Source organism: Vibrio sp. 1CM23M (assembly GCF_023161755.1).
GTDB lineage: Bacteria > Pseudomonadota > Gammaproteobacteria > Enterobacterales > Vibrionaceae > Vibrio > Vibrio coralliirubri.
In genome coordinates this window covers 123,814-149,921 of record NZ_JALNTR010000002.1, presented here as the reverse complement: position 1 = coordinate 149,921, position 26,108 = coordinate 123,814, and the positions used below count along the sequence as shown (strand labels likewise).

Below are 26,108 nucleotides of genomic sequence, written 5' to 3'. Positions count from 1 at the left end.
ATTGACTATGACACAAGTAACTCTCACTAACTTAGTAGGAAAGCTATCTCCCGAACTGAAGCAAGCGTTGGAAGCGTCTGCGGGCGCGGCGATGAACCAAGGTGTTGGAGCGATAGAAACAGAACACTGGATCCTTCAGCTTATTTCCCAAAAAGATCCGAAGCTAATGACGTTGTGCGAATCTCAAAAGCTGTCATTAGACGCCTTAGTGAATGAGCTTTCCAAAAAAATATCTATGCTTCCAAAAGGCAGCGAAGGTCAGCCGACACTAAGCCATGGCTTAACTGAATTAATCAAAGATGCTTGGATGATTGCATCGGTCAACTATGGTCATGGCGAAATCGTCAGCTTGCATCTTATTCAAGCTCTGATGCAACAGAACGTGTTAGGCGTGAGCACCCTACAACTAGAAACGCTGAGCAGTGTTTCACTCGAATCTCTACAAGGTCTGATAAAGAAAACCCCTATTGCCCGTAATTCTGCAACGCCTTCAGCCGGTGGCTCTGTCGATACCACACCAGCAGGAAACGACGCACTGAGCAAGTACACGGTAAATCTGACTCAACAAGCGATTGACGGCAATATCGATCCTATTTCTGGCCGTAATGCCGAAGTAAGAAAAGCGATTGATATCTTGTGTCGTAAACGCCAAAACAACCCGATTATGGTCGGTGAACCCGGCGTAGGTAAAACCGCTGTTGTTGAAGGCTTAGCGTTAAGAATTGCAGCCGACGAAGTTCCTAGTGCTCTACAAGGCGTGCAAATCCACTCTTTAGACCTTGGCTTACTGCAAGCTGGTGCGAGCGTTAAAGGTGAGTTTGAAAACCGCTTAAAAGACGTCATCAACGAAGTGAAAAGCTCTGAGATTCCTATCATCGTTTTCATCGATGAAGCCCACACCCTTATTGGTGCAGGCGGCGCTGCTGGACAAAACGACGCGGCCAACCTTCTAAAACCAGCCTTGGCGCGTGGTGAGTTCAAAACCATCGCCGCGACAACTTGGGCGGAATACAAAAAGTACTTCGAAAAAGATCCTGCCCTGACACGTCGATTCCAAGTCGTGACCATTGAAGAGCCTAACGCAGAAGATGCAATGCAAATGCTTCGTGGTGTAGCCGCTTCATTGCAAGCTCACCATGGCGCTTTTATTGCTGAATCCGCGATTGAAGCGGCGGTCAACTTATCGATTCGTTACCTGCCAAGTCGCCAACTGCCAGACAAAGCGATTAGCCTGCTTGATACTGCCAGTGCACGAATCGCACTGACACAAGGCGCGAAACCAGAAGTATTGGAAACGTTAGAACAAACCATTCGTTACCAAGAAAACGAGAAGTCGGCGTTAGAAAAAGAAGATGCACTGTTCTCAAATAGCGCTGAATTGATCAAAGAGCTCACACAGTCGATTGAAGAAAACCAACAAGCATTGTCAGCGTATTACACACGTTGGGAGAAAGAGATTGAGTTAGTTGACCAAATCAAATCCGTTCAACAAGAGATCACTGAAGAACAAGAGCAAGATGCTGTCGACGCTAACAAGCAAAAACAGCTCGACACCCTGCGTACTGAACTGGCCGACCTGCAAGGTGAAGAACCTCTTGTCTACGCCATGGTAGATGACAACACCATTGCTCAAGTGATTGCGAATTGGACCGGTATTCCTGTTGGCAACATGATGAGTGATGAAATCGCCAAGCTGCTGACCTTAGAAGACGAGCTTAATACTCGAGTTATTGGTCAAGATGTCGCAAAAAACGAGCTCGCAAAAGCGATTCGCATATCACGCGCTGGGTTAACCGATAATCGTAAACCGATTGGTGTGTTCCTGATGTGTGGCCCAAGTGGTGTGGGTAAAACTGAAACCGCCATGGCACTTGCGGAGCAACTGTACGGAGGTAGCAACGACCTTACCGTTATTAACATGACCGAGTTTAAAGAGGAGCATAAGATTTCGATGCTACTCGGATCACCTGCTGGCTATGTCGGCTTTGGTGAAGGCGGTGTATTAACAGAAGCTATCCGACGCAACCCATACTCAGTACTGCTATTAGACGAGATGGAAAAAGCGCACCCTGGCGTGCATGACTTGTTCTATCAAATCTTCGATAAAGGCCATATCAAAGACAGTGAAGGCCGAACCGTCGACTTCAAAAACACCATCATCATCATGACATCGAACGCAGCTGATCAAGCTATCTGTGATGTTTGTGCTAAAACCACCGACCGTATCGACAACGACGAGCTACTTGAAGCTATTCGTCCGGACTTGCAACAATACTTCAAACCCGCTTTCTTAGGACGAACCACCATTGTCCCTTACTACCCACTTAACGATGAAGAGTTAGCGAAAATCACTGAGATCTCGCTCAATCGAATCAAGAAGAAACTCGCAGAACAATATCAAGCTTCCTTTACTTGGGACGCAGATTTCATTCAATTCGTAGTCGACCGTAATACCGATCCAACGACAGGTGGCCGTGCAGTCGAGCAAATCATTAACCGCTCATTGATGCCGAGATTAGCTGAAGAGTGCATTGGAAGGCTAAGCCGAAGCGAACCTATTACTCAAGTCACCGTTAGCGCAACCAACAATAGTGCTGACTTCGATTTATCGATTAAGTAGGTTTTAACTATGAACAGCAAAGCCAGCCAAACATTGACCAAACCTTCATTAATTAACCTGTCACTTCGGGTTAAGTTGATGCTTGCTATCATGGCGGTTTTGCTGTTTTCCATCACCTTAAATGCAACGCTAAACTATTTTAATTTCGAGAAAAGGCTTACTGAAACCTCCGACTCCATCTATGAAATTGTATTAGAAGAAACACATAACGATATCAATCAAGCGATCAGTTTAGGCTTGCCGCTCTCAGCAATATCGAACATACAAGGCATGCTGGATCGTCGATTGAAAATCGTTGACGGTATTACCGCCTTAGTTGTCGTCTCAAGCTCTGGAGAACGACTGTTTGGTACCGGAGAACAAAACAACGAGAATAACCGTCAGCTATCGCTCGATATCACCAACTCTTTTGGATTAGTTGAGGGGCAAGTAAAGCTCTACTACTCCACAACTCTGTTAGAACAACAAAAAACCTTCTTGCTCAAGCTCCAGTTCCTCTATTCGGCAATTTGGATACTACTCTCTTGCCTGTTTGCCTTTGTCGCCTTGAAGTACCTATTGAAAGGCATTGTCGGTCGAGTAAAAGGCGCAACTGCAATATTTGAGTCCGCGACCGATTCGGATGAATTACTGCCAACGATCACCCAAGCTCACAAGGCACTGCAATCCCCAAACTCATTGTCTAAGTTTGAGAAGTTGAAAAACAAACACTTTCCAGTGTTTATCATCTCTCTTGCTATCCTGTTGACGATCATTGCTAACCTAGGGGTTTCGTATCAATCTCTAGACAAGTTTTCACAGATTTACGAGGTTAAGCTCGAACAGAAGTCCAACCTGATTGGCGACTCTTTAAATCAAATGATTAAAGAGCTACTCGATAAAGGCGTTCCTGCCGATAAGCTGCATGGTCTAGAAAACGAATTTGCGTTCTTTGTTGATCATCATAGCGAGATTCTATCGATTAACTTTGAAGGACAATCGGGCACTTCCTATCGTTATCCTGCAGAACAGGTCGATCACCCTTCTATCCGCGAATCGACATTCTCACTCAACAACAGCCACACAATTCAACTGAATGTCACTACCGACAACAACTTGATCATTAACCTGCTTAAAGAAAGCGTCATGGACATGATTACCGTGTTGGTCGCCTCTTGCCTCGTGGTTGCAGAAATCATTCTGTTCATGTGTAACTTCATGATTATTTCGCCTTGGAATCAGGTAAAGAAAGTGTTCATGCTGGTCAACCGCGACATCGTGAATCACTTAGCCAAAATCTCTACGCGCGACGAAATTGGCAAACTGCTCAACCTGACTAATCAAGCCATTACCAAGCTAAACCCGACTCAACCATCACAAGACATCGATAAGCAAGACTTTCGATTCATTCGTTTACCGCTGTTTTTATTGGTGTTCTCAGAAGCATCTTCACTCGCCTTTTTTCCTAGGTTCGTCTCTTCACTGGAAAACACAACCGGTTGGATCCCTGAAAACCTAGTCACGAGCTTACCCATTTCTCTGTTCATGTTGTGCTGGGCTATCTCACTGCCATTTGCAGGTTACTGGTCAGATAAAGTAGGCAGAAGGCATTCATTGATGACAGGTGGACTCATCACTTGTATTGGCTTAGTTGCTACTGCTTTCATTCAATCTCTCGAACTCTTGTTGGTAGCTAGAGCTTTTACCGCTGTAGGCTACGGTATCGTATTTATTTCAGCACAAGGTTATGTATCAGATACCACTAACGACTCTAATCACACCAAAGGAATGGCGACTTTCTTATCATCATTCTTCTCTGGCTCTTTATGTGGCGCCGCTATTGGCGGGATCCTCGCCGAGAAACTTGGATATTCAGAAACATTTATGCTCGCAGGACTGTTGGCAACATTGAGTGTCTTGCTGGTCTATGTGTTCTTTGAAAAGTCGACTACCAGCAACGCGAGTAAACCCGTTCAGCTGAAAGACTTTAAGCTGCTATTAAGTAATAAGTATTTTGCATTAATTACGATATTCAGTGCGATACCGGCGAAGATCGTACTGACAGGCTTCCTCTACTACATCTGCCCCGTCTATCTGCAATTCCTAGGCGAAAGCAGCTCTGTTTCTGGACGGGTGATTATGGCGTATGGCCTCGCGATCATATTAATTTCACCATTAAGCGCGATCTTAGTGGATAAGCTTAAAAACAAAATGGCCTTCATTTTTATTGGTGGTTTGCTTTCATCCCTTGCGTTGCTCAACTTCTACTTCTTCCAAGGCACATTAGGGTTGCTACTTATCGTAATCATTATTGGTATCGCACACGGCATCTGTGTTTCTCCACAAATACCTTTGGTCATCGACCTCCTGTCTGGTCAGGGCATCGAGAAGGGAAAAATCATCGGTATATTCAGACTTACAGAGCGTATCGGCAATATCGCGGGGCCAATGCTGGCTGGGGTTTGTTTGAGTATCTTCGGTTACGACCAAACTATTCTTATATTTGGCGCGTCGCTCCTCGCGAGTTCCTTTAGTTTAATTGTGTTTTTCTCGATATTCCTGAAGTCTGATAAACAGAAGCTAGGGGTTCAATCATGAGATTTATAGTGCTCGTTCTTAGCTTTATTTTAATGTCCCCATCTTCATTTGCTAAAAGCGATGAAAAACACGTCATTCTTTTATTATGGCGAGGAGTAACGGATGCTGAACAAGGCTTCATGGATTATTTATCCCAACATATTGATGTGAGATTTACCGTTCTTGATGCAAACCGAGATAAAGCTCAGCTCAAACAACATATTCGAGATATAGAATATAAAGAAGCCGACCTCATTTATTCATTTGGTACCACTATAACATTGAATTTATTAGGAACTTATACAGAACCTAGCGAGTTTAGAATAAACAACACGACGCCGGTTGTATTCAGTATCGTGACCGACCCTGTGGGTTCTAAGTTAATCACTGATCTATCTTCAACAGACAGAAATTTCACTGGTGTATCGCACATCGTACCCCATGAAATACAGTTTAAAGCGATAGAGAAGCTCAATAACATTTCAAGCCTTGGGGTTATATATAACGCTGACGAAAATAATTCGATTATCACCGCAAATAAAATGATGGAGTTGTCGGAAATTTATAACAAGCGTGTTATGTTGTATCCATTAAACATTGATAAAACCAAGTCAAACAGCGACTTAATTAACATCACGATAAACAATATGAAACGTGATGGTATCGATATGGCTTATTTACCCCCGGATTCATACATTATCACCCAAGGTGGGGAAGTCGTATCGGGGCTACATTCCGCAGGTATACCTACTTTTTCGGCGACCGAGAGTCCGATAAGAAAACATAAGGCCCTGTTTGGCATTGTCAGCCGTTACTACAATGTTGGTCAATTCGCTGGATACAAAGCGAAGAACATATTGAAAGGAACTCAAAAAGCTTCAGACATCCCAATAGAATCACTAAGCCAATATTCCTATATTGTTAATATCGAGGCTGCACACAAGCTCGACTATTACCCGCCAGTGTCTATTTTGAAGATTTCTGAAGTGATAGGACACTCTAATGACGTTAACTAGAGCCTCTACCATCAGACTATCGTTAGTCACCCTACTCATCTCGACGTTTTGGTCGATGAGTGTCTCTGCTCAAGTAAAAATTGGGCCATCTCGCCTAATGCTGACCACACAAGATTGGCCGCCTTACCAAAGTTACGAAAACGCGGCAATGCAAGGAATTGCTTTGGACAAGGTTAAATGTGCCTTAGGTATAATGGGACAGCCTTACCAACTCACTATGACAACCTGGTCGGACGCACAACTGCGCGTGCATAGCGGTAGCCAACACGGCTTTTTCGTCGCCACTAAAACTTCTGAGCGTGATGAATACGCTACGCTCTCAGCACCCATCGCAAAACAGACGTTGAATTGGTATTTTGGCCCAGGAGTGGAGCCGAAGGTTGATGAATTGTCAAAGTTAAACCTTAACTTTTCTGCCAAATTTGGCTCAAACAAATGGTTTTGGCTAAAACGTAATGGATTTAACGTCGTTAAGCAGCCACGAGATGCTAAAGTATTACTAAGACTTTTAAAACAAAGGGAAATTGATGTTGTTTTAGAAGATGAGTTGGTCTTTAAAAGAGAATTGAACAAAGCCTCTTTACCACTCGATTACTTCAATTCGACGAATTTGGATACCAAGGATATGGGGGTCTATTTTTCGAATCGATTCCTTAAAACCTATTCGGGTTTCTTAGACAGTTTTAATTCAGCCATATCCAAGTGCAAGGAGTAGCCATTGTCCATCAGTGTCCACATGATTTCTGTACCTGCTGAAGAGGTTGTTTCCTCTAGAGTGACGTATCTGCCCGAAAGTGGCGGAAGCTTAGGTCGTTCTCCGTCATGTGATATTGCGCTACCCGATCAATCAAAATGGATCTCTAGAACTCATTGTCAACTCTACCCGACAGATCGTGGTTACGTGATTAAAGACATAAGTAACAACGGCGTATCGCTAAACGACAAGTCGTTGGCAAAAGAGAAAGAGTACGTCATTACCGACGGCGACATCATCAAACTTGGTGGCTATACACTGCTGATTAGCTTATTGAGTGATCCAAAAGTCAACGCGGCCAATAACACCACACAGGATGAAACTTTTATAGAACCTTTTAACTTAAAGCTTGATGACAGCGATACTGACTTTTTAGATGACTCACCAGAAGTTGCAATCGTTCAGAAGACCTCGAATTTCTCTTCAAAGAATGTTCTGAGTGACGACCCCTTTTCATCTGATCCATTTGAAGATTTAGACGATGACAAAGTCATACCGAACATTGAAGTAGACGAAATCTCTCACGCCGATAACAACACGCTCTCTTCTGCAGAGTTAGAATATCTGCCAGTCAATGTTGAGAACAATACTCGCATTGAAGAGTCAATCGACAAGCTCATCACGCTGACCGAAAAGAACCAACAATACTTACAGAATCCTCAGCTTCAACAAAAAGCGCTGTTCGATGCCCTAGAACAAACTGTTGATCAGTTCTTAAATGAGTTCGCACCAAAGCAGCTTGAGAGCCAGTTTAGTGAATATGTCAGTAGCGGCATTTTTACCAACAAAGATAAAAAGTATTGGAAGATCTACCGTAAACACTTCCAACACCGACAAGACAACGGAGATTTCAGACGTCAATTCAAAGCGTTGTTTATGGAGAACATGCAGAAGCAAAGTGAGGAAAGAGAATGAAACGCCTCATACTCTTATCGCTTTGTTTACTGATCACAGCATGTTCTTCATCGGACCCAGCTCCTGTTGTCACTCAATATTCGTTGACCGTTAAAGCTGATGCGACCGTCAACCAATACAACGACGACCAAGCAAACCCAGTTGTGGTTAGGCTTTACCAACTTACGGATCAACAGCTGTTCAAACAGCTGCCGTTTATTGATTTGTACAACAATGACTTGCAGCTATTGGCGGCAAACTTAGTTTCAAAACAGGTGTTACCGATAGTACTGCCTAACTCAGAGCAAAAGCTGACGTTAGACATCAACAAGAACACGCAATACATTGCAGCTCTGGTCGAATTCGCTGATTACCAGAATGGCACAACCAAGACCGTTTTGATTATGCCTTCAGATCCAGAGCAAACCTTAGAGTTAACGATTACAGGGAAGAAAGCAGAGTTAGCCGTGATACAGCCTGACTCGAGCTGGTGGCAAATCTTTTAATAAAAAAGCCAATATATAAAAATAATAGAAAAGGATTTTACGTGGACGCTTTCAAAAAAGTAGTGTGGCAAGAAGGGATGTTTATTGCCCCTCAGCACTTTCAGCAGCAAGATCGCTATGTGCAAAACTACATTCGTCAGAACATTGAAACACTGGCTGGTTTTGCCCCTTTCTTTGGCATCACCGAGCTAGTGCTTAACCACGATCTCTTAAAGATCGGTAAGCTGTCTATACCGAGCTGTTCAGGTGTTTTCCCCGATGGAACCCAATTCAACCTCAAGCAAGAGATTGTTGTCGATATTCCGCAAGGCACCATTGAAACTATCGTTTATCTTGCTCTGCCAATCTCTTTGCAAGGCAATAATGACTACAGCGAAGATGGCCAAGAACAGAGTCGTTACATCACCCGTTCAATCAATGTATTCGATACTTCTACCTCCGAAAACGCCAGTGTCGAAGTCGACGTAGCTCAGCTGAATATCGGGCTCAAATTCGCGGGAGAAGACACCTCTGGCTTTACCCTAATTCCAGTGGCTAAGATTTTAGAAATCAGCGACTCAGACGAAGTCATGCTTGATAGAGCCTTCATCCCTGCTTGTTTGCATTACGGCGCTTCTACCCTCCTCAGCGAGCGAGTCAAAGAGATCCACGCGCTGGTAAGCAACCGAGCTCAAAACCTTTTAAAACGCATTGAAGCTGGCCAAGGTCAAAAAAGCCCTCAGTCTATGATGCAAGATTTTCTATGGCTGCAAACTCTCAACACATGGCTACCGTGGTTTGAGTTGACCATCAGCAACACCAAGTACCCGACCCACGAACTGTATTCGAAGCTAAAACAGTTTGAAGCTCAAGTCATGGCGTTAACACCAGCGATTCCAGGTGAGTGTCAGCCTCTAAAATATGACAAGCTCTATGACAACTTTAACCCGCTGTTTTCGAGTCTACGAAACCTACTCACACTGGTTCAACAAGATTCAGTCATCGAGTTCAAATGGGATATCTCTCTGTTTGAGAAACGCCGTCTACTTCGCACGTTAATCAAAGATCCAAGCAGCGTTTATAACCGCCGTTTCGTTCTGAGTGTTAAATCCGACATCAGCAGTACAGAGCTAAATGAACTGTTCCCTATTTCCGCGAAGCTCAGCAGTAACAACAAAATTGTGGAACTCGTTCGAAGCTCGCTTTCAGGTATATCTTTAACGCCACTGCCTATCGCACCGAGTGAGCTGAAACCGATGCAAGGTGTCGCTTATTTTGAAGTCGATACCAAAGACCGGAATTGGTTGGATATGCTCGATACGCGTGATGCGATTGCGCTGCACGTCGACGCTCGCATACCCGCTCTCGAAGTCGTTCTATACGCGTTGAGATAATGGCCATGGATTATTTAGACGAAGAAACACTGGTCATAGATAAAGCATCAAAAGGCTCTGTGAATACAGAGTCTGACCAAGCTTTGTCTAAATTAGTTGCGGTGCACTCCACCAACACCCAAGAAGAGTTTCTGCGTCACTTTGATAAGGCAGAGAATCAACTGATCAACATCAGTAGTGATTTACTGACCAAAACACTCAAGATCTCAACGCTGTCTGAACCTGAAGATTTAACCGTTTTCCGAGAGCAGTTTATTCAGGGCATTAACGATATAAAAGCTCAAGCCACTGAGCTTACCTACCCTATTGCCGTTATCGATAAACTTTGCTTTTTGTATGCCGTAGTCATCGATGAGTTCATCATCTACACCGAATGGGGAGAAAAACGCGGCTGGGAAAACAAAACACTGCTTAGCGAGCTGTTTGGCATGCGTAATGGTGGTGAACTGTTCTTTTCTGTTGCTGAAAAAGCAGCAAGACAGCCACACAAACTGATCGATCTTCTGGAGATTATCTACCTCTTCATCAATATTGGATTCAAAGGCCAATATCGTGAAGGCGGTGCAGAACAGTTAAAAGCATTCGTCCACCAACTAGAACAAACCATCAGTCAATATCGTACCGCCAGTGGCGTTCACTGCCGCACGAAGGTAAAGCTACCTGACGTAAGAAAACCGACAAGACGTAAGCGTTACTTCATTACCAGCTTGTTTTTCTTTTGTTTGATAGCAACCAGTATTGGTTTAACAGAGTTCTGGTACAACAAAACCCACGCACAGCGATCGCGTGATTTCACCTTTTTGCCGAACTTTAGCCAACGCTACGTTCTATCTGGAGAAATCAAAGACATTGTCTTCATCAGCCAAGATAACGATTTGGAAAATCCTCCTCGTCACGCGAGTAAAGTTGACGCGGTAGAAGCAGAAAAAATGACTAACTTCACGCCAAGCTCAGCCAATTGGTTGGTTCAACTCGCGACGTTCTCAAGTAAGAAAAATGCCCAAGCTTTCATCAAAAATCTATCTCCGTCAGCTTATGAGCCAATAATCTCACCTTACAAGAAATACTATCGTGTGATATTAAGAGCCAACACCTCAGAAGAAGCGAGAACAACCAAAGCTTGGTACGTAGAAAACGACCAAGTCAATGCCATTATTGTTCGCACTTCTGCGCATGACTTAAACAAGGAAGAGTCTAACTGATTATGCCGGATGCCAAATCAAACAAGTCAGGCAACGTTAAGAAAACAGTAGGCATTTCAGCCCTAGCCTCTGTCGCCTTTTTTACCGTCGCCTCTAGCGTTATTTTGCTAACACCACTCAATGCTTATTTGGTGTGGGCGCTGGCCACTATCGCCATTATATCCACGCTTATCGGCTTCATTTGTTACTGGGTGCTGATCAATCGCAGCGCAAAATCACAAGAAGAGTCATTAGATAAAGAATTGATTCAGAAGCGACAAAAGCAACTAGCCAGTCATTTCAAGCGAATGATCAGTGGGCAGAAACGTAAAACTCGCTTAACCAGCCGTTACGACCAACCAATCTATCTACTGCTAAGTCAGAACCCGAATAAGGACAAAAGCATCATCACTCAAATGGGTTATGAAGCGTATAAGCTCGATGACTTCGGCAATGACATTGAATTCCCAATCCTGTTTTGGGTCAGTGAGCACTCGATTTTGGTTTCTATCAGTATGGGAGAAGACCAACACCCTGAGTACCTGAAAACACTGTGTCAGTCGTTAACTGCGTGGCGACCAAGACAAGCCGCCAATGGCTTATTGCTTACCACCGATGTTTCCTCGTTATTAGAAAACAATGAGCAAATTACACAGCAAGCTGATGAGCTTAAATCGACCATTAAGACTTTTAATCAAACATTTGGGGTCAGCTTACCGATTTATAATGTTGTCTCGAATATGGGTAGCATCAGCGACTTTTGTCAGTTCTTCTCAGCGTTTGATGAATCCAAAAGAGACGAAGTGTTTGGTGCCACCGCGCCTTACTCTAAACACGGTGGGATCGATGCAGACTGGTTTAACGATGAGTATGATCACTTAATCAGCGAGCTGATTGCTAATATGAGCAATGCGCTTGCCGGACAACTCAATCAAGATTATCGCAACTCCATAGCCAGTGCCCCTTTCCAGTTTGGATTATTAAAGCAGAATCTTTGGTTGTTCCTCAATCGTTTATACAGAGGAGAACAACTTAGTGATGCTCTGCAATTCCGCGGCTTTTACTTCACGCATGATGGACAAAGTTCAGCGCAGTCAGATTTATTGGCGAGCGCTGTCTCTTACTCAGTAGGTCACGAGCATTATCAACAAAACGAGCAAATCCCGGTTAACCAAACCTTATTTGCTCAATACCTAATGACTCACGTGATCCTATCGGAACATGAGCTGGTCGGCGTCAACAAACGCAAAGAGAACACTCTGCTCGTTAACCAAGTCGTTTTCACCCTATCTTGGATTGCCTTGCTCGCCGCCGTGTTGCTGGTGATTAAGTTTGATTTTGATTTCCAGAATCAACGTGAAACCAGAGCGGATATCATGCTTGAGCGCTATAAAGAGGCGATATCGGCATCGCCTTATGACATCGAGAATATGGCTGACAATATCCCCAACCTATTCTCACTACAGCGTATCTATAACCTCTACAAGCAGCCAGAGCCTTGGTACAGCCTGCCGTTTATGCCAAATCCGAGCATCAAGGAAGAAGTCGAAGAAGCCTATTTCACCGAGCTACAACAAGTCCTGATTCCTTCAATGGAAAACACGCTAGAGAAAGACCTGTTTGTGTATGTAAACCTTGAGGATCAATCTCAGACGCTATCTCTGTTAAACAACTATCGTCTGTTGTTTAGCAAAGACAGAACCAACGTCCAAGAGCTCAAGAACTACTACATTCGCACGCTCCAAGACCAAGGCGAAGCAGATAGCGTCAACATCGCTCAGCTTGACGTACTGCTCAATGACATCTTTGCTCGTAACCTGACGCCAGTAAAATCGAATCATGATTTAGAAAGTCTAGCGAAGAAAGTCATCACGCAAACGGGCATTGAAACCCTGCTGTACGAACACATTCAGAGTTCTACGGCCTATGCTAAGCGCGTCGATATTCGCGGTGAGCTCGGTGACAATTTCGGCTCAGTGCTTCAGTTTTCACCGAGTTACGCAGGCTACTTGGTTCCGTATATCTTTACCCCGACGGGGTTTAACCAACTCGATTTATCGGTGAATTCCCCTACTCTAAAATCCGCTTTACAGTCTTATGAAGGCGTCGCAGGGGCTTACCCTAGCGCACTGGAGCTGCATCGAATCAGTCGAGAGTTAAAGCAAACTTACCAGAATGATTACATCAACTATTGGCGTGATTTAGTTCGTAATGTCGAAGTCAAAGAAGTGGCTAATCCTACACAACTGAAAAGCGCATTAACGAGCCTGTCGGAAGCAAGCAATAACCCGCTCGTCAGCTTGTATTCAACCATCGCTAAATACACCTATGTGGAGCTTGAAATCCCTGCGAAGGATGACAAAGAGCAAGATCCTGCAAGCATGCCGATTCAAGATCCTGACAAGAAGGAGTCTGCTCGCCAGATATCTCTTAGCTTCCAAGCGTACAAGAAACAGGTATCGGCCAATGACCAAGGTAAGAAGCCAATAGATAACGTTCTTACGGCGTTTATCAATGCTAAAAAGTGGGGAGACAAGTTTTACGAAACTAAGGAGCCACAAAAGGTCGCCTTTGATACGCTGTCCGTTACGTTGCAAGCTGGTAACCCTATTGCTTCACTATCCAGCCTATCCAACAGTCATTTAGAAGTCGCTGAAGAGCTGATTAATAAGGTGGTACACCAGAGCAATGAAACGGTAATGTCGCTGGCTCATGACTACCTGAATACAGCTTGGTCAAATGAAATTTATCAGCCTTATCAACAGCGTTTAGCTTCATTCTATCCGTTCAACCGAAAGTCCAAATCGGATGTCAGTGTGGCCGATGTTAAAGCCTTCTTCGTGACGAACGGGATTGTCGACAAGTTCTCTCAAACTCGCCTAAATGGATTCGTAAAAGACAGCGACGAAGCGCCTTACTTGCCGGGACTACTTCCAGGTACGGGCTTGTCGATCACACCTGATGTTTGGACAATGATGGATAAGGCTGCTGATATAAAGAGCGCCCTATTCTTAGCCGATCCATCCAATATCCTGATTAACTTCCAGTTGAAAGCCGTCGATATGACGCCCAACATCACGGAGTTTTCGATCATTTCAGATAAGCCGATCTTTACCTATCGACATGGGCCAACACTTTGGAGCCAACAATCGTGGCAAGGTGACGCGAAGTTTATCGAGAAGCTAGGCGTTCAACTCAATGCGCAGGACTCTACAATTGGGCAGAACACCGTGAAAGGCACATGGAGTTGGTTCCGCTTATTCGAACCAAATGTGAACTTTACGTCTGCACAAGACACTCAGGTAGAATTTGTTTACGGCGACAGCAAAGTTAAGTTAACAATCAAGACTCAAGGTCAATCGAACCCGTTTGTTCCTGGCTTCTTTTCTGGATTCTCTCTGCCAAGTGGGATCTAATAACGCTTTCCCAACGAGCTCGTCTTGCCTATCAAGGCGAGCTCAGCCTGCAGAGGATATAGTCTCTTCAAACAGAGAAGACGTGAAAGGAGATGTGAAAGGTGAAAAGCTTCTACAAGCGTTTAAAGCTCATGGCTACACTAATCTCACTCGCTTAAGTCTACGAGTTTTCCAAGCCCAGCACTCTAGTTGGGGACTGGTGACCATCAAATATGCTAAAGAGCTCAAGCACCGCCACTTTTTAAAACAGGAAGCGGAGTTTCTTCATTCCAATACAGGTTCCTGTACAAGTTCCGGCACAAACGATATTTGGCCTGCCTATTGTGATTACTTTTCTTGTCATCAGACTGACTGCCTCGTGCTTTCTCACTTGAGTGGTAACACACTGCTGGAAATTCAAAACAGATCAAATATCAATGCCGATATGCCCTCTCAATGGCTTAGCACTTTAGAATCGGCCATCAACCGAATCCATACTCTTGGTTTTGTTCATGGAGATATTAAGCCATCCAATATCGTGCTCAACCCACAAGGACAAGCTCAACTCATCGACTTTGGCTCCGTCACTAAAATGGGAACTGAACGTACTGCACTTCGCTTTGAAAGCTACACACTTCGATACGCGATGCTTGATTCAGTAACAAGTAGGCTAGACGATTGGTTCGCGCTTGCAGTCATGCTGGAAGAACAGTTAGATGAAACGGATCTGCCCAGTCGGTATCAGGTTCTACTGAAACAGCATAGATAAGCCCGATATTCAGCATCGCATGTTTTCCCCTGTAGCAAGTCCACAATAGATTTGAAACGCTAATTGAACGACTAAGTAACTCTGAATGATTCAGTGTTAGCAAACGAGAACCTGAACTATTCAACCTTGATCGCACTACGACACAATCCATTTAGTTGTTCTTTGTTAAGTAACGCTTAACATATAAAATATCTATTAATAAAAAGGCGCGCCATTATTTTTTAAGATTCCAAAACCAACAATTAACCCTTCTGAAATCATGCATTTCCGCCAAATTCCACTACGCTTTATTAATATAAAACATAGCAATCTGATTAAATTTTTTAGGGACGAAAAATGAATCAAATTACGACAGATAAACCGATCATTCTGGTTGTTGATGACATTCCGGACAACATACATACCCTCTCAGGGATCCTGAACGACGACTTTAAAATTAAGGCTGCGACATCCGGAGAAAAAGCGCTAAAAATTGCTTCTACTCACCCAAAGCCTCATCTCATTCTTCTCGATATCATGATGCCTGTGATGGACGGTTATGAAGTATGCCGCCGACTTAAAAGTAACCCTGTCACTTCTGACATCCCCGTTATCTTTGTGACAGCTAAGACGGATGTAGTAGACGAACAGAAAGGCTTTGAACTCGGTGCTGTTGATTACATCACTAAACCAGTCAGCCCCGCTATCGTGAAAGCTCGCGTTGTCACACATATCTCTCTGTATGACCAAAACTTGGCACTGTCTCGTAAGGTAAGACAGAGAACGGAAGCTCTCGCCATGAGTCGATTGGAGATAATCCGCAAGCTCGGCCGCGCCGCTGAATACAAGGATAATGAAACCGGAATGCACGTTGTAAGAATGAGTTACTACTCAAAGATTCTGGCTCAGCAGTTAGACGTCAGTGAAGAGTGGGTGGAGTTGTTATTCCAAGCAGCTCCGATGCACGATATTGGAAAAATCGGTATTCCTGACTGCATATTAGGTAAACCTGGCAAGCTTGATGCGGATGAATGGGCAATCATGCAAACACACGTAACGATCGGCGGGGATATTATTGGAGACAACGACTCTAAATTGCTAAAACTCGCCCAAGAGATCGCTCTTTATCACCATGAGAAATGGGATGGCAGCGGCTACCCTCATAAGCTATCAGGCGAAGACATCCCTCTAAGTGCACGTATTGTTGCAATAGCAGATGTATTCGATGCCCTCACCAGCGAACGCCCATACAAGAAAGCTTGGCGGATTGAAAAAGCGATTGAGTTAATACAAGAGCAAGCTGGCCATCACTTTGATCCTAACTTGGTTCCTATTTTCATTAGTAAGCTCGATGAAATGCTCACTATCAAAGACTCTTTTACTGATGAACAAGAACACTAAGTTCGCTGGTACTTTATCAATACAGGCACTTTATGAATACTGTTTCAAGATTTGCTACTGATTCGAAATTAATCTTAACCTCCTTTCTGGTCGCAGCCATCGTGGTGTTTTCTGTCGCGGTAGGTGCTTGGATCAATCTCAACGATCGCTTCATCGGCGTTGAACAATACGCTTCCAGTACTCGCTTATTGACCTCACTCGATAAGCTTCGCGTTTATGAGTTGTCTTTTAGTAACGACTACAGCGAACAAGTCATCTCTAGCTTTGATCAAGAAGCAGAACAAACCGAGGTTCTAGCAAATGATTACGCCGACCAGTATGCAACGTCCCTTCCTATCAATTTACTCACGGAATATTTAGTTCAATTCAAGCAATATGTCGACATTGTTGAGTTGAACCAATCAACTCGAACGCTTATGGACGAGCGCTCCAATGCCGCAACAGACTTATTACGAGAGATGAGGGATCTACACAATCAAGCGATCAATCAAAACAATCAGAAAATTCGCGGTCTACGACTAAACAGCGAAGAACTGACCAACGTCGCACTAAAAACCAGTCAACTTGCCACTCTCGCCGTTAACATCCAAAATCTTGAAAAAGAGTATTTACTCGATGGCGACCTAAAGACTCACTCGTTAGTCAAACTTGAGATGCAAAAGGCTTCACAGCTCATTTCAGAGTTGCAAGAGCAGATTTTGGATGACAAAGGACAACAACTGTTAGAGGTTGTAGATAAGGCAAAAAATCGCTATTACACCAACTTAGTTCAGCTGCAAGGCATACCAGCATCTTCGAAAAAGTTAAGAGCATCCCTTATCAATCAAGTCACCCTAAGTGGCTCTGAATTCTCACGCTCAGTTAGCTTGCTCTATCAAACCAAGCAGAGCCAAGTCACGGAACTGAGTCATCTCGTTTCTCAATCTCAAGAAGAACTCTCTTCCCAATTGCTCATAGGGCAAGACCTATTGGCGATTCGCACGCTACTAAGTCGTTCAAATCGATTCAACCGAGATTTTCTGCTCGCAAATTCAAAGGAACAGAAGCTCATTGCCGACAAAGTGTCGCATGTGATTAATGAGATGCAATCCAAATCTAGCAATGCACAACGACTTATTACTTTATATGCACCAAACGTAAAAATTACTGCCTTTGACGAGCATATCAGCATTTATGAATCGCAATTTATGGAGTTAGTCGGTTCACAGATGCGAGGTCACCAACTACTCACTGCAATGGATGAGAGCTTCTTAGAATTTCGAGATTTCGTCTCTCAACGTCACCTTTCAGAAAGCGTCAATGTAAAAGACTCTTCTAGCGTGACGTTCCATTTAGCCATCGGTGGGATGATTTTCTTTGTGATTATTTTGTTGATGGGCTTGCTCGCTAACAAAGCGCATTCTGCTTTAGAAACTTTCGCACACAGTCTAGCCGCAGCAAGGGATGAAGCCGATGCCGCAAACCAAGCAAAATCTGACTTCCTCGCTAACATGAGCCACGAAATTCGTACCCCAATGAATGCCATCATTGGTATGAGTTATCTGGCATTAAAAACCGATTTAACCAAGGCGCAGCGTAACTACATCCATAAAGTGAAGCTCTCTTCCGATACCCTACTCGGCCTAATCAATGACATTCTCGATTTCTCGAAAATTGAAGCTGGTAAACTCGATATTGAGAAAGTGGACTTCCAACTTGAGAATGTACTCGACAATATTACTAACTTGGTTGGCTTACGAGCCTCAGAACGCGACCTAGAGCTGCTCATTCAAGTCGACAGAGACGTGCCGACTAACCTGATTGGGGATCCGTTAAGAATTGGGCAAATATTGATTAACCTAAGTAACAATGCTGTCAAATTCACAGAGAAAGGCGAAGTGAAAATCGCTATCTCAGTTGCTGAAAGAGAAGGCGATGACATCAAGTTGAACTTTGCCGTCTCAGACAGTGGGATTGGTATGACACAAGAGCAAGCCGCCAAGTTATTCAACAAGTTCACTCAGGCTGATAGCTCAACCACACGAAAATACGGTGGTACGGGCTTGGGCCTCGCCATTAGTAAAGAACTAAGCCAACTGATGGGCGGCGATATTCATGTCTCAACGGAGCTTGGTAAAGGTTCAACCTTTTCATTTACGATTGCCACTCGCGTCAGTCATTCTATCCAGCAGCATCGTGTGGTGGTGCCTGCATCGATTAACGACTTGAAAGTATTAGTCGTCGATGACAACTCCAGCGCACGCTTGATCATGGGTGACATTCTAGAGTCGTTGAAGCTAACACCAACACTAAGTTCATCGGTCGATGACGCTCTTGTTGAGTTACATACCGCTGACGCTCAGAACAAACCATTTGATTTGGTTATCTCCGACTGGAAGATGCCTAAGAGAGACGGCGTAGACTTACTCGCAGAGCTCAATAATGAGCAGCAGCTAAACGCAATGCCTAAGATCATGATGTTGACCGCTTACGACCGAGAAGAGCTTGCTGAAGCGATTGAACAAAGAGGCTTTGAAGTGCCTAGCATTCTAGATAAGCCAATCACCTCCTCTCATCTTTATGACTCTATTGTCTCACTCTATGGGCTCGATTCAGACCGTGTCTCACGCAGCGAACTTGAGCAACAAACTCAGTTAGCCAACGTTCAGCAACTAACCGGAGCCAAGCTACTCTTAGTTGAAGACAATGAGATCAACCAAGAACTTGCGACTGAGCTATTAGAAGGACAGAATATTCAGGTTTCGGTAGCCGAAAATGGCAAGCTCGCGATTGAGCTTTACCAACAAGCCATTGCAGACGGACAACCGTTCGATGGTATTTTGATGGATTGCCAAATGCCAGTAATGGACGGCTATGAAGCAACAGAGTACATCCGTCAGCAGATCAACGATCAAGATATACCGATCATCGCGATGACAGCCAATGTCATGGAGCGAGACAAGGAAAAGGCGCTCAGTTGTGGTATGAGTGACATTATTGCTAAACCTATCGATGTCGGTTCCATGTTTGCCACTCTTGCGAATTGGGTATCACCTTCCCGTCCTACTGCGTTTATTGATCCAATATCACATCAAGCAGAATCAGTGAACTCTAGCTCTAACGAGTCAGAAGACAACAGTGCCTTTAATGAAGCGCTTTCCAAAGTTGAAGGTCTAGACATTACGCTTGGCTTAATCAGAGCCAACAATAATCACCAACTGTATAGCAAGCTATTGCATCGATTTGTCGAGGCCTACTCTGACAAAGATAAGCTTGAAAGCGAGCTAACAGGCGGCAGCGCACCACGCTATCTTCACACACTGAAAGGGGTGGCTGGCAATTTAGGGGCGAAACAACTGCACACGTTGTGTGAAAACCTAGAAGCACAGCCAGATGATACCGATTTGAAAGACAGTGTGATCGACACATCGCTTAAACTAAGCAAATCAATAAGCCAAGCCTTGTCTCAAATTGAAGTATCGAAAGATTCAGTAGCGACCAATTCTACCAAGTCGGAAGAGAGCTCTGAACAGCAGCAACAATCGACGACTGATCAGCAACTCTACCGCCAATTATTGGAGGCGACGGCTAATGATGACACCGATGCACTCACCATAATTCTTAACATTGAAGATGGCGCCAAGATTGGGTTATCCCCTTCAGAATTCAAGCGACTGGAAGTTTCGTTGGAAGAGTTTGATTTTGACAAGGCAACTGAGATCTTGAAAGGATCGACCTTATCTAATTAACCGTCTGATAAATAAAGGCATTCTTTACAAACATTCCAAATTTTATAGAGAGCCTGACATGGCTCTCTTTTTTGGCCTTCGCACAACACGTCACCGTGAACTTTATGAACAATATTAATCCAATGTTCTTTATTCTCAATATCGCCGCATTACAGACATTTCGTTAACACACTGTTAACTTTAGCTTCATCTGCTAAGCAATATCCTACTCATCTGTTTAGTAGCTGGAAATAAAACATAAGTTTCTCTCCATTGAAGAGATCCCCTACATAAGGAACGTGAACCATGTTCAAGGCACTGAAACCTACTCTTGCGGCTTCTATCATCGCAGCAACCTTTTCTTTCAACACTTTTGCTGCTGACGTAGAAAAAATCCACTTCCTAATCCCTGGCGGCGCTGGTGGTGGTTGGGATATGACAGCTCGTGGTACTGGTGATGTATTGGTGAAATCAGACATCGTAGAAAATGTCTCTTTCCAAAACCTGTCTGGTGGCGGTGGCGGTAAAGCGATTGCTCACCTAATCGAAACGGCACAACGCCAAGAAGACACGCTAATGGTGAACTCAACGCCTATCGTTGTTCGCTCACTAACAGGTATCTTCCCTCAATCTTTCCGTGACCTAACTCCGGTAGCAGCAACTATTGCCGATTACGGTGCAATCGTCGCGTCTGCGGATTCTAAGTACAACACTTGGGAAGACGTCGTTAAAGAGTTCGAAACTAACCCACGTAAAGTTAAGATTGCTGGCGGTTCCGCTCGTGGCAGCATGGACCACCTTGTGGTAGCGGCAGCGTTCAAAGGCGAAGGTTTTGATGCGAAGAAAGTGCGTTACATTGCCTACGATGCTGGCGGTAAAGCGATGGCGGCACTGCTTTCTGGCGAAACACAGCTGCTTTCAACTGGCCTTGGTGAAGTACTAGAAATGTCTAAATCTGGCCAAGTAAAAGTGCTTGCTGTGACGGCTCCAAAGCGTCTTGACGCTGCACCTAACATCCCAACACTGACTGAGTACGGCAACGAGACAGTATTTGCTAACTGGCGTGGTTTCTTCGCGGCACCGGGCACAAGCCAAGCAAAAATCGACGAGTGGAACGAAGCTCTTGGCAAAATGTACAAAACCGATGAGTGGCAAGTGGTTCGTGACCGTAACGGTTGGATCGACAACTACAAAGCTGACAAAGATTTTTACGCCTTCCTAGAAGACCAAGAAAAACAGATGGGCGATCTAATGCGTGAGCTTGGTTTCTTGAAATAACCAACAACCAGAGAGGGTCTTTGTGCCCTCTTACTCTTTCCTGTTTCGCCGTACATGAGTTAACTAAAACTCCTTTGTTTATTCGTAGTGTATTGCTAAAGCTTGCTGATTCGTTGTAGAGGCAAGTGGCTTAACCAAGTCATGTAATTCGCTCACCTTTGTTAGTGATCCCAGACATTCTTCATTAACTCGCTCATGTACGGCTTTTTTACTTTTTATACCACCCCAAATGGAGTTGGATATGTCGGACTTACCAACCAAATTTCTGAGTAAGGAATCTTTGCTTTCGAAGGATCGCATCGGAGCCATGATCTTTCTGCTGGCGTGCTTGTGCTACGGCTACCAAACCACGCTGATTCCTCTGTTCCCCGGTGACGAGTACGAACCCTTCACAGCAAGAACCTTACCTACCCTGTTGACGTTTATCGGCATTGGTCTTTCGTTGATCCTGCTGATAACAGGACAACCAGATAAGAAAGTCACATGTGACACAACACCGCTGAACTGGAAACTGCTGATTGGCTTCTTGGTGTTAATGGCACTGTACGGTGTTGGGCTGACTTATCTTGGCTTTGTTTTAGCAACCAGCTTCTTCTTACTTGCAGGCTTTTACCTACTGGGTGAGCGTCGTAAAGCGGTTTTATTTGGCGCGTCGTTCCCTTTCGTTATCGCGTTCTTTCTTCTTTTAACTCAAGGCTTAGATATCTACCTAGAGCCTGGTTTAATTTTCACTCTTTGGTAGGGATGACATTATGTTAGACGGAATTTTACAAGGACTTTCGACCGCTGTGATGCCAATGAACATCATGATGGTAATCGTGGGCTGTTTCGTAGGTACCTTCATCGGGATGCTGCCGGGACTAGGTCCAATCTCAGCCATTGCTCTGATGATCCCTATCACTTACGGCCTAGACCCATCGTCGGGTCTTATTTTGATGGCCGGTGTTTACTACGGTGCGGTATTTGGTGGTTCAACGTCATCAATCCTAATCAACGCTCCAGGCTGCTCTTCTACTGTAGTAACGGCATTCGACGGCTACCCAATGGCACAAAAAGGCCAAGCAGGTAAAGCATTAGCCCTAGCAGCTTACTCTTCTTTTACTGGCGGTACGCTTTCAGCAATTATGCTTTTGATCGCTGCGCCCGCTCTAGCAAGCGTGTCACTGAGCTTCCAGTCTTCTGACTACTTTGCACTGATGCTACTAGGTTTATCAGCTGTAGCGGCATTTGCAGGCCCAGGACAGGTTATCAAGGCATGGATGATGACTATCTTAGGCTTGATGCTTTCAACGGTAGGTATCGACAAAGGCGTTGGTGTTGAACGTTTCACATTCGGCCTAACAGATCTAATGGATGGCTTCAGCTTCCTATTGTTGGCTATGGCGACGTTCGCACTGGGTGAAACCTTAATGGGCATTCTTAAGCCTGAGCAAGACAACAGTGCTGAAGAAAGCAAAAAGATGTCTGATATCGGCAGCATGAAAGTGACCAAAGAAGAGATCAAAGAGGTTGCTCCGGTTTCAATTCGTTCTTCGATTCTTGGCTTCTTTACTGGCGTACTTCCGGGTGCTGGCGCAACCATCGCTGCTTTCTTAAGTTACGGCATGGAGCGTAGCCTTGCACCTAAAGACAAACAGAAAGAGTTCGGTAAAGGCAGTATTCGCGGTCTTGTTGCTCCAGAATCAGCAAACAACGCAGCATCAAGTGGTTCATTCGTTCCGCTACTGACGCTGGGTATTCCGGGCTCTGGTACTACCGCAATCATGCTGGGGGCGTTAATCGCTTACGGTATTCAACCGGGTCCGCGCCTGTTCGTTGAACACCCAGACGTATTCTGGTCGGTGATTATCTCTATGTACTTTGGCAACATCGTACTGGTTATCTTGAACCTACCGCTTATTCCTTACATATCTAAGTTGCTAGCGGTACCAAGAACAGTACTACTACCAATGATCATCTTTTTCTCAATCACTGGCGTGTACTTAGTCTCTTTTAACACGATGGACGTATTTGTGATGTTATTAGTGGCGATGGCAGCAATAGCATTAAGGCTTGCCAACTTCCCACTCGCCCCGTTATTGCTTGGCTTTATCTTAGGTGGCTTGATGGAAGAAAACTTAAGACGAGCATTGATGATCAGTGATGGTGAGCTGAACTTCTTATGGGAACGCCCTATTACGATGACCTTCACTATTCTGGCGGTACTGGTGCTGTCTAGCCCGATTCTAGTGAAACTATTTAAGAGTTTTAGAGCGAAGCCAGTAGAAGTGTAAAGCTTTACCGAATCAACTAAACCTCAACGAAAGGAGCCATTGGCTCCTTTTTTCATTTAGAGCCTCAATTCAAACCAGCGGTTAAAGATGGTAGCAAACTCACAAACCTATCTTTACAACACACATCGCGCTGATATTCATAGCAAATTCAAGTAAGGTAACCAGTTAGTTAACGTATTGGATTCTAAACTATGGATTGGTTGATTCTGTTCTTATCAGGGGTGATTGGCGGTGTGCTTAACTCCATTGCGGGTGGCGGTAGCTTCATCACCTTCCCTGCTCTATTGTTTGCTGGGGTTCCACCAATAGCAGCCAACGCGACCAATACCTTTGCTTCGTGTGCTGGGTACATTAGCGGAGCCTACGCTCTGCGCCACGAAATTCAATCTGGTACTAAGCAGCTAAAACTGACTATAGCTTTATGTGTCATTGGCGGTGGTATCGGGGCTTTCTTGCTACTTCACACACCAGAAGCTCTGTTCACTCAATCCGTTCCTTGGCTGTTGCTGTTTGCTGCTTTGCTATTCACGTTTGGCGGCACGCTCAATAAATGGCTTAAACAAGCTACAGCAAAACATAAGCACGCCACCAGCGCAGGCGCATTCTTTTCCGCTTTATTGCTTTTGATTGTCTGTATCTACGGTGGGTATTTTAATGCAGGTTTGGGCATCGTGACATTGAGCTATTTGGCGCTGGCTGGTTACACCAACATCAACGTGATGAATGGCATCAAACTGCTCGTGTCCGCGTGTGCTTCCCTCGCAGCGATCGTGTTTTTCATCGTCAATGGTTCGATTGATTGGCCGTCTGGCATAGCTGTATTATTGGGTACATTGGTTGGTGGTTATTATTCAGCAAAAATCTCTCGCCGCATCCCTCAACACTATGTTCGAACCACAGTGATCATCGCGAGCTTTTTGATCACCGCTTACTTTTTCTATGCTAGCTAGGTTTTATACTAAGTAGGTTCTATACCAACTAGATTCTATGTTAAATAAGCTCTGTGCCAACTCGGTTTTAAGCTAACTAGACATTCGGTCAATAAGGCTTGCAACTGGAAAGATAAAGCCAAAAGGCTCCACCCTTCTCATACCGATCCCGCTATTTTATTGCTTATAAAATAGCCAGACCAAAATGTGTGAGACGAGTCCTTCAATTAGCAAATTTGATAACAATTTAGACTGTTTTTTAGCCTTTATTTTGCCAAAGGTGGGATAATTCTTCTGTCGAAAGTGAGACTTCATTAGGAGGCGTTATGAACACTAAACTCGGTCATGTCATGTCATCAAGTCGACTCATTTGCTTTGTCGCTTTTCTTGCTGCCACATTCGCGTGGATTCTAAAAATGCCCGCTCTGTTTTCTGTGTCAGCGCTATTCTTACTGGTCAGTGCGATCGTTTATGTCACCGATCTTTGGAAGAATCAAAGAAAGAACCGCGAAGCTTAGCCATTTACGGTTTAAATCGTACGAATTAAAAAAGGAGCTCATAGGCTCCTTTTGTGTTTTTCGCTTATCTAATTAGGCGTACTAATCGCCGACGCCTTATTTAACGACGCCTTCTTATTAACGACGGAAGTTACGACCGTTACCGCCGCGGCGCTCTTTAAATGCAGACGCAGCTTTAGCTTGAGAAGCGTGGATAGACTCAACCGTTAGTTCCATTGGCTCACGAGGCTCTAGCCCATGGCGGAATGTACGTGAACGCGGAGGCATCTGGTATTCGATGTCAGATGCTTTAGGCATGCGCTTGAAACGGTAAAGGTAGAAGTTTTCAACCTTCTCACGAGCCCATTCGGTTTTCTTCAGGTATTTAACTGCGCTTGCCACTGTAGGCTTAGTGTTAAAGCAGTTCATACGCATTGCCGCATCTAAAATTTCCCAACCATAATGATCCACTAATTCAGTGATCATGGTTTCAAGCTTTAAGCCGTGTAGCGGGTTATTTTGTTGCAGTTCGATTCTTTCTTCTTCAGTCATAACATTACCTTTTTCAAGGCAACTAAAGGCCTTGAATTTACTCTAGAACACCGTCATCACTGACCATTTCTAGCTCAATCACTTGGGCATTACATCCATTGCCCTTATTTATGCCTTTATGATGGCATAAAGCATACTCGTTATCCTATTTATCTTTAAAATTAATTTCGAATTGGTCACTTAACACCCTACGTTAGCTCGCTATATAGTCTAAGCACATTCTGCAAACAAACCTTCACCCCAAAGGTTATGAAACTGGTTCAACTTAACAAAACCTACGGTAACCGTATGCAAAAACCATATATTTAGTGATGACATTAAAGTTTTTCAGTACGCAGTATTACATTTTAATAACACAGTGCTATGGTTTTATTGAATATCGAAACGGTAAAAAACCCGATTAAACAATGACATAATTATAATTAAAG

18 protein-coding genes are annotated in these 26,108 nt (G+C 44.2%); 17 read left to right on the top strand and 1 reads right to left on the bottom strand.

Translation table 11 applies throughout. The annotated features are described in order from the left end of the window. Positions 1–7 precede the first annotated feature (7 nt). The 17 genes from tssH to MSG35_RS05880 all read left to right on the top strand — a co-directional run bounded on the left by tssH (position 8) and on the right by MSG35_RS05880 (position 25,149). Complete coding sequence (gene tssH / locus MSG35_RS05960; RefSeq protein WP_248383348.1) at positions 8–2,620, top strand: type VI secretion system ATPase TssH; 2,613 nt, start codon at positions 8–10, stop codon at positions 2,618–2,620. Between the two features lie 9 nt (positions 2,621–2,629). Next, positions 2,630–5,197, top strand: coding sequence for an MFS transporter (locus MSG35_RS05955; RefSeq protein ID WP_248383347.1), 2,568 nt, complete (start codon positions 2,630–2,632; stop codon positions 5,195–5,197). Continuing rightward, the gene (locus MSG35_RS05950; RefSeq protein WP_248383345.1) at positions 5,194–6,192 is read left to right on the top strand and encodes an ABC transporter substrate-binding protein; all 999 of its coding nucleotides are present in this window, start codon (positions 5,194–5,196) and stop codon (positions 6,190–6,192) included. Before MSG35_RS05955 ends, MSG35_RS05950 begins: the two co-directional genes overlap by 4 nt. After that, positions 6,179–6,907, top strand: coding sequence for a transporter substrate-binding domain-containing protein (locus tag MSG35_RS05945; RefSeq protein WP_248383344.1), 729 nt, complete (start codon positions 6,179–6,181; stop codon positions 6,905–6,907). The genes MSG35_RS05950 and MSG35_RS05945 overlap by 14 nt, the downstream gene beginning before the upstream one ends. Positions 6,908–6,910: 3 nt before the next feature. Continuing rightward, positions 6,911–7,861 carry an FHA domain-containing protein gene (locus MSG35_RS05940; protein ID WP_102501095.1) on the top strand — a complete coding sequence of 317 codons (951 nt, stop codon included), beginning with the start codon at positions 6,911–6,913 and terminating at the stop codon, positions 7,859–7,861. Continuing rightward, on the top strand, positions 7,858–8,346 hold the full coding sequence (tssJ, locus tag MSG35_RS05935) for a type VI secretion system lipoprotein TssJ (protein ID WP_050621123.1): 489 nt from the start codon (positions 7,858–7,860) through the stop codon (positions 8,344–8,346). Before MSG35_RS05940 ends, tssJ begins: the two co-directional genes overlap by 4 nt. A gap of 41 nt (positions 8,347–8,387) precedes the next feature. After that, positions 8,388–9,719: a type VI secretion system baseplate subunit TssK gene (tssK, locus tag MSG35_RS05930; protein WP_048606919.1), complete on the top strand. Its 1,332-nt coding sequence runs from the start codon at positions 8,388–8,390 to the stop codon at positions 9,717–9,719. After that, positions 9,719–10,921: a type IVB secretion system protein IcmH/DotU gene (icmH, locus tag MSG35_RS05925; RefSeq protein ID WP_248383342.1), complete on the top strand. Its 1,203-nt coding sequence runs from the start codon at positions 9,719–9,721 to the stop codon at positions 10,919–10,921. The genes tssK and icmH overlap by 1 nt, the downstream gene beginning before the upstream one ends. A 2-nt stretch (positions 10,922–10,923) precedes the next feature. Then, complete coding sequence (tssM, locus tag MSG35_RS05920) at positions 10,924–14,316, top strand: type VI secretion system membrane subunit TssM (RefSeq protein ID WP_248383340.1); 3,393 nt, start codon at positions 10,924–10,926, stop codon at positions 14,314–14,316. A gap of 82 nt (positions 14,317–14,398) precedes the next feature. Then, positions 14,399–15,064, top strand: coding sequence for an AarF/UbiB family protein (locus tag MSG35_RS05915; protein WP_248383338.1), 666 nt, complete (start codon positions 14,399–14,401; stop codon positions 15,062–15,064). Between the two features lie 336 nt (positions 15,065–15,400). Next, the gene (locus tag MSG35_RS05910; protein ID WP_248383336.1) at positions 15,401–16,444 is read left to right on the top strand and encodes a two-component system response regulator; all 1,044 of its coding nucleotides are present in this window, start codon (positions 15,401–15,403) and stop codon (positions 16,442–16,444) included. Between the two features lie 32 nt (positions 16,445–16,476). Next, a complete protein-coding gene (locus MSG35_RS05905; RefSeq protein WP_248383335.1) occupies positions 16,477–20,172 on the top strand; it encodes a response regulator in 3,696 nt (1,231 codons plus the stop codon). Between the two features lie 285 nt (positions 20,173–20,457). Then, a complete protein-coding gene (locus MSG35_RS05900; RefSeq protein ID WP_017055247.1) occupies positions 20,458–21,429 on the top strand; it encodes a tripartite tricarboxylate transporter substrate binding protein in 972 nt (323 codons plus the stop codon). 241 nt (positions 21,430–21,670) lie between these two features. Then, the gene (locus MSG35_RS05895) at positions 21,671–22,171 is read left to right on the top strand and encodes a tripartite tricarboxylate transporter TctB family protein (RefSeq protein ID WP_248383333.1); all 501 of its coding nucleotides are present in this window, start codon (positions 21,671–21,673) and stop codon (positions 22,169–22,171) included. 10 nt (positions 22,172–22,181) lie between these two features. After that, positions 22,182–23,702 carry a tripartite tricarboxylate transporter permease gene (locus MSG35_RS05890; protein WP_132968336.1) on the top strand — a complete coding sequence of 507 codons (1,521 nt, stop codon included), beginning with the start codon at positions 22,182–22,184 and terminating at the stop codon, positions 23,700–23,702. A gap of 191 nt (positions 23,703–23,893) precedes the next feature. Beyond that, positions 23,894–24,652 carry a sulfite exporter TauE/SafE family protein gene (locus MSG35_RS05885; RefSeq protein WP_248383331.1) on the top strand — a complete coding sequence of 253 codons (759 nt, stop codon included), beginning with the start codon at positions 23,894–23,896 and terminating at the stop codon, positions 24,650–24,652. 305 nt (positions 24,653–24,957) lie between these two features. Continuing rightward, entirely contained in the window at positions 24,958–25,149 is a 192-nt protein-coding gene (locus MSG35_RS05880; RefSeq protein ID WP_017059711.1) for a hypothetical protein, read from the top strand. Between the two features lie 117 nt (positions 25,150–25,266). Here the strand turns inward: MSG35_RS05880 and MSG35_RS05875 are convergent, their stop codons facing one another. Beyond that, the gene (locus MSG35_RS05875) at positions 25,267–25,680 is read right to left on the bottom strand and encodes a VF530 family DNA-binding protein (protein WP_010438513.1); all 414 of its coding nucleotides are present in this window, start codon (positions 25,678–25,680) and stop codon (positions 25,267–25,269) included. Between the last annotated feature and the right edge of the window lie 428 nt (positions 25,681–26,108).

Coding starts and splice junctions, on each gene's coding strand:
- tssH (WP_248383348.1), top strand. CDS start 8: ATGACACAAGTAACTCTCACTAACTTAGTAGGAAAGCTATCTCCCGAA.
- MSG35_RS05955 (WP_248383347.1), top strand. CDS start 2,630: ATGAACAGCAAAGCCAGCCAAACATTGACCAAACCTTCATTAATTAAC.
- MSG35_RS05950 (WP_248383345.1), top strand. CDS start 5,194: ATGAGATTTATAGTGCTCGTTCTTAGCTTTATTTTAATGTCCCCATCT.
- MSG35_RS05945 (WP_248383344.1), top strand. CDS start 6,179: ATGACGTTAACTAGAGCCTCTACCATCAGACTATCGTTAGTCACCCTA.
- tssJ (WP_050621123.1), top strand. CDS start 7,858: ATGAAACGCCTCATACTCTTATCGCTTTGTTTACTGATCACAGCATGT.
- icmH (WP_248383342.1), top strand. CDS start 9,719: ATGGCCATGGATTATTTAGACGAAGAAACACTGGTCATAGATAAAGCA.
- tssM (WP_248383340.1), top strand. CDS start 10,924: ATGCCGGATGCCAAATCAAACAAGTCAGGCAACGTTAAGAAAACAGTA.
- MSG35_RS05910 (WP_248383336.1), top strand. CDS start 15,401: ATGAATCAAATTACGACAGATAAACCGATCATTCTGGTTGTTGATGAC.
- MSG35_RS05905 (WP_248383335.1), top strand. CDS start 16,477: ATGAATACTGTTTCAAGATTTGCTACTGATTCGAAATTAATCTTAACC.
- MSG35_RS05900 (WP_017055247.1), top strand. CDS start 20,458: ATGTTCAAGGCACTGAAACCTACTCTTGCGGCTTCTATCATCGCAGCA.
- MSG35_RS05895 (WP_248383333.1), top strand. CDS start 21,671: ATGTCGGACTTACCAACCAAATTTCTGAGTAAGGAATCTTTGCTTTCG.
- MSG35_RS05890 (WP_132968336.1), top strand. CDS start 22,182: ATGTTAGACGGAATTTTACAAGGACTTTCGACCGCTGTGATGCCAATG.
- MSG35_RS05885 (WP_248383331.1), top strand. CDS start 23,894: ATGGATTGGTTGATTCTGTTCTTATCAGGGGTGATTGGCGGTGTGCTT.
- MSG35_RS05880 (WP_017059711.1), top strand. CDS start 24,958: ATGAACACTAAACTCGGTCATGTCATGTCATCAAGTCGACTCATTTGC.
- MSG35_RS05875 (WP_010438513.1), bottom strand. CDS start 25,680: ATGACTGAAGAAGAAAGAATCGAACTGCAACAAAATAACCCGCTACAC.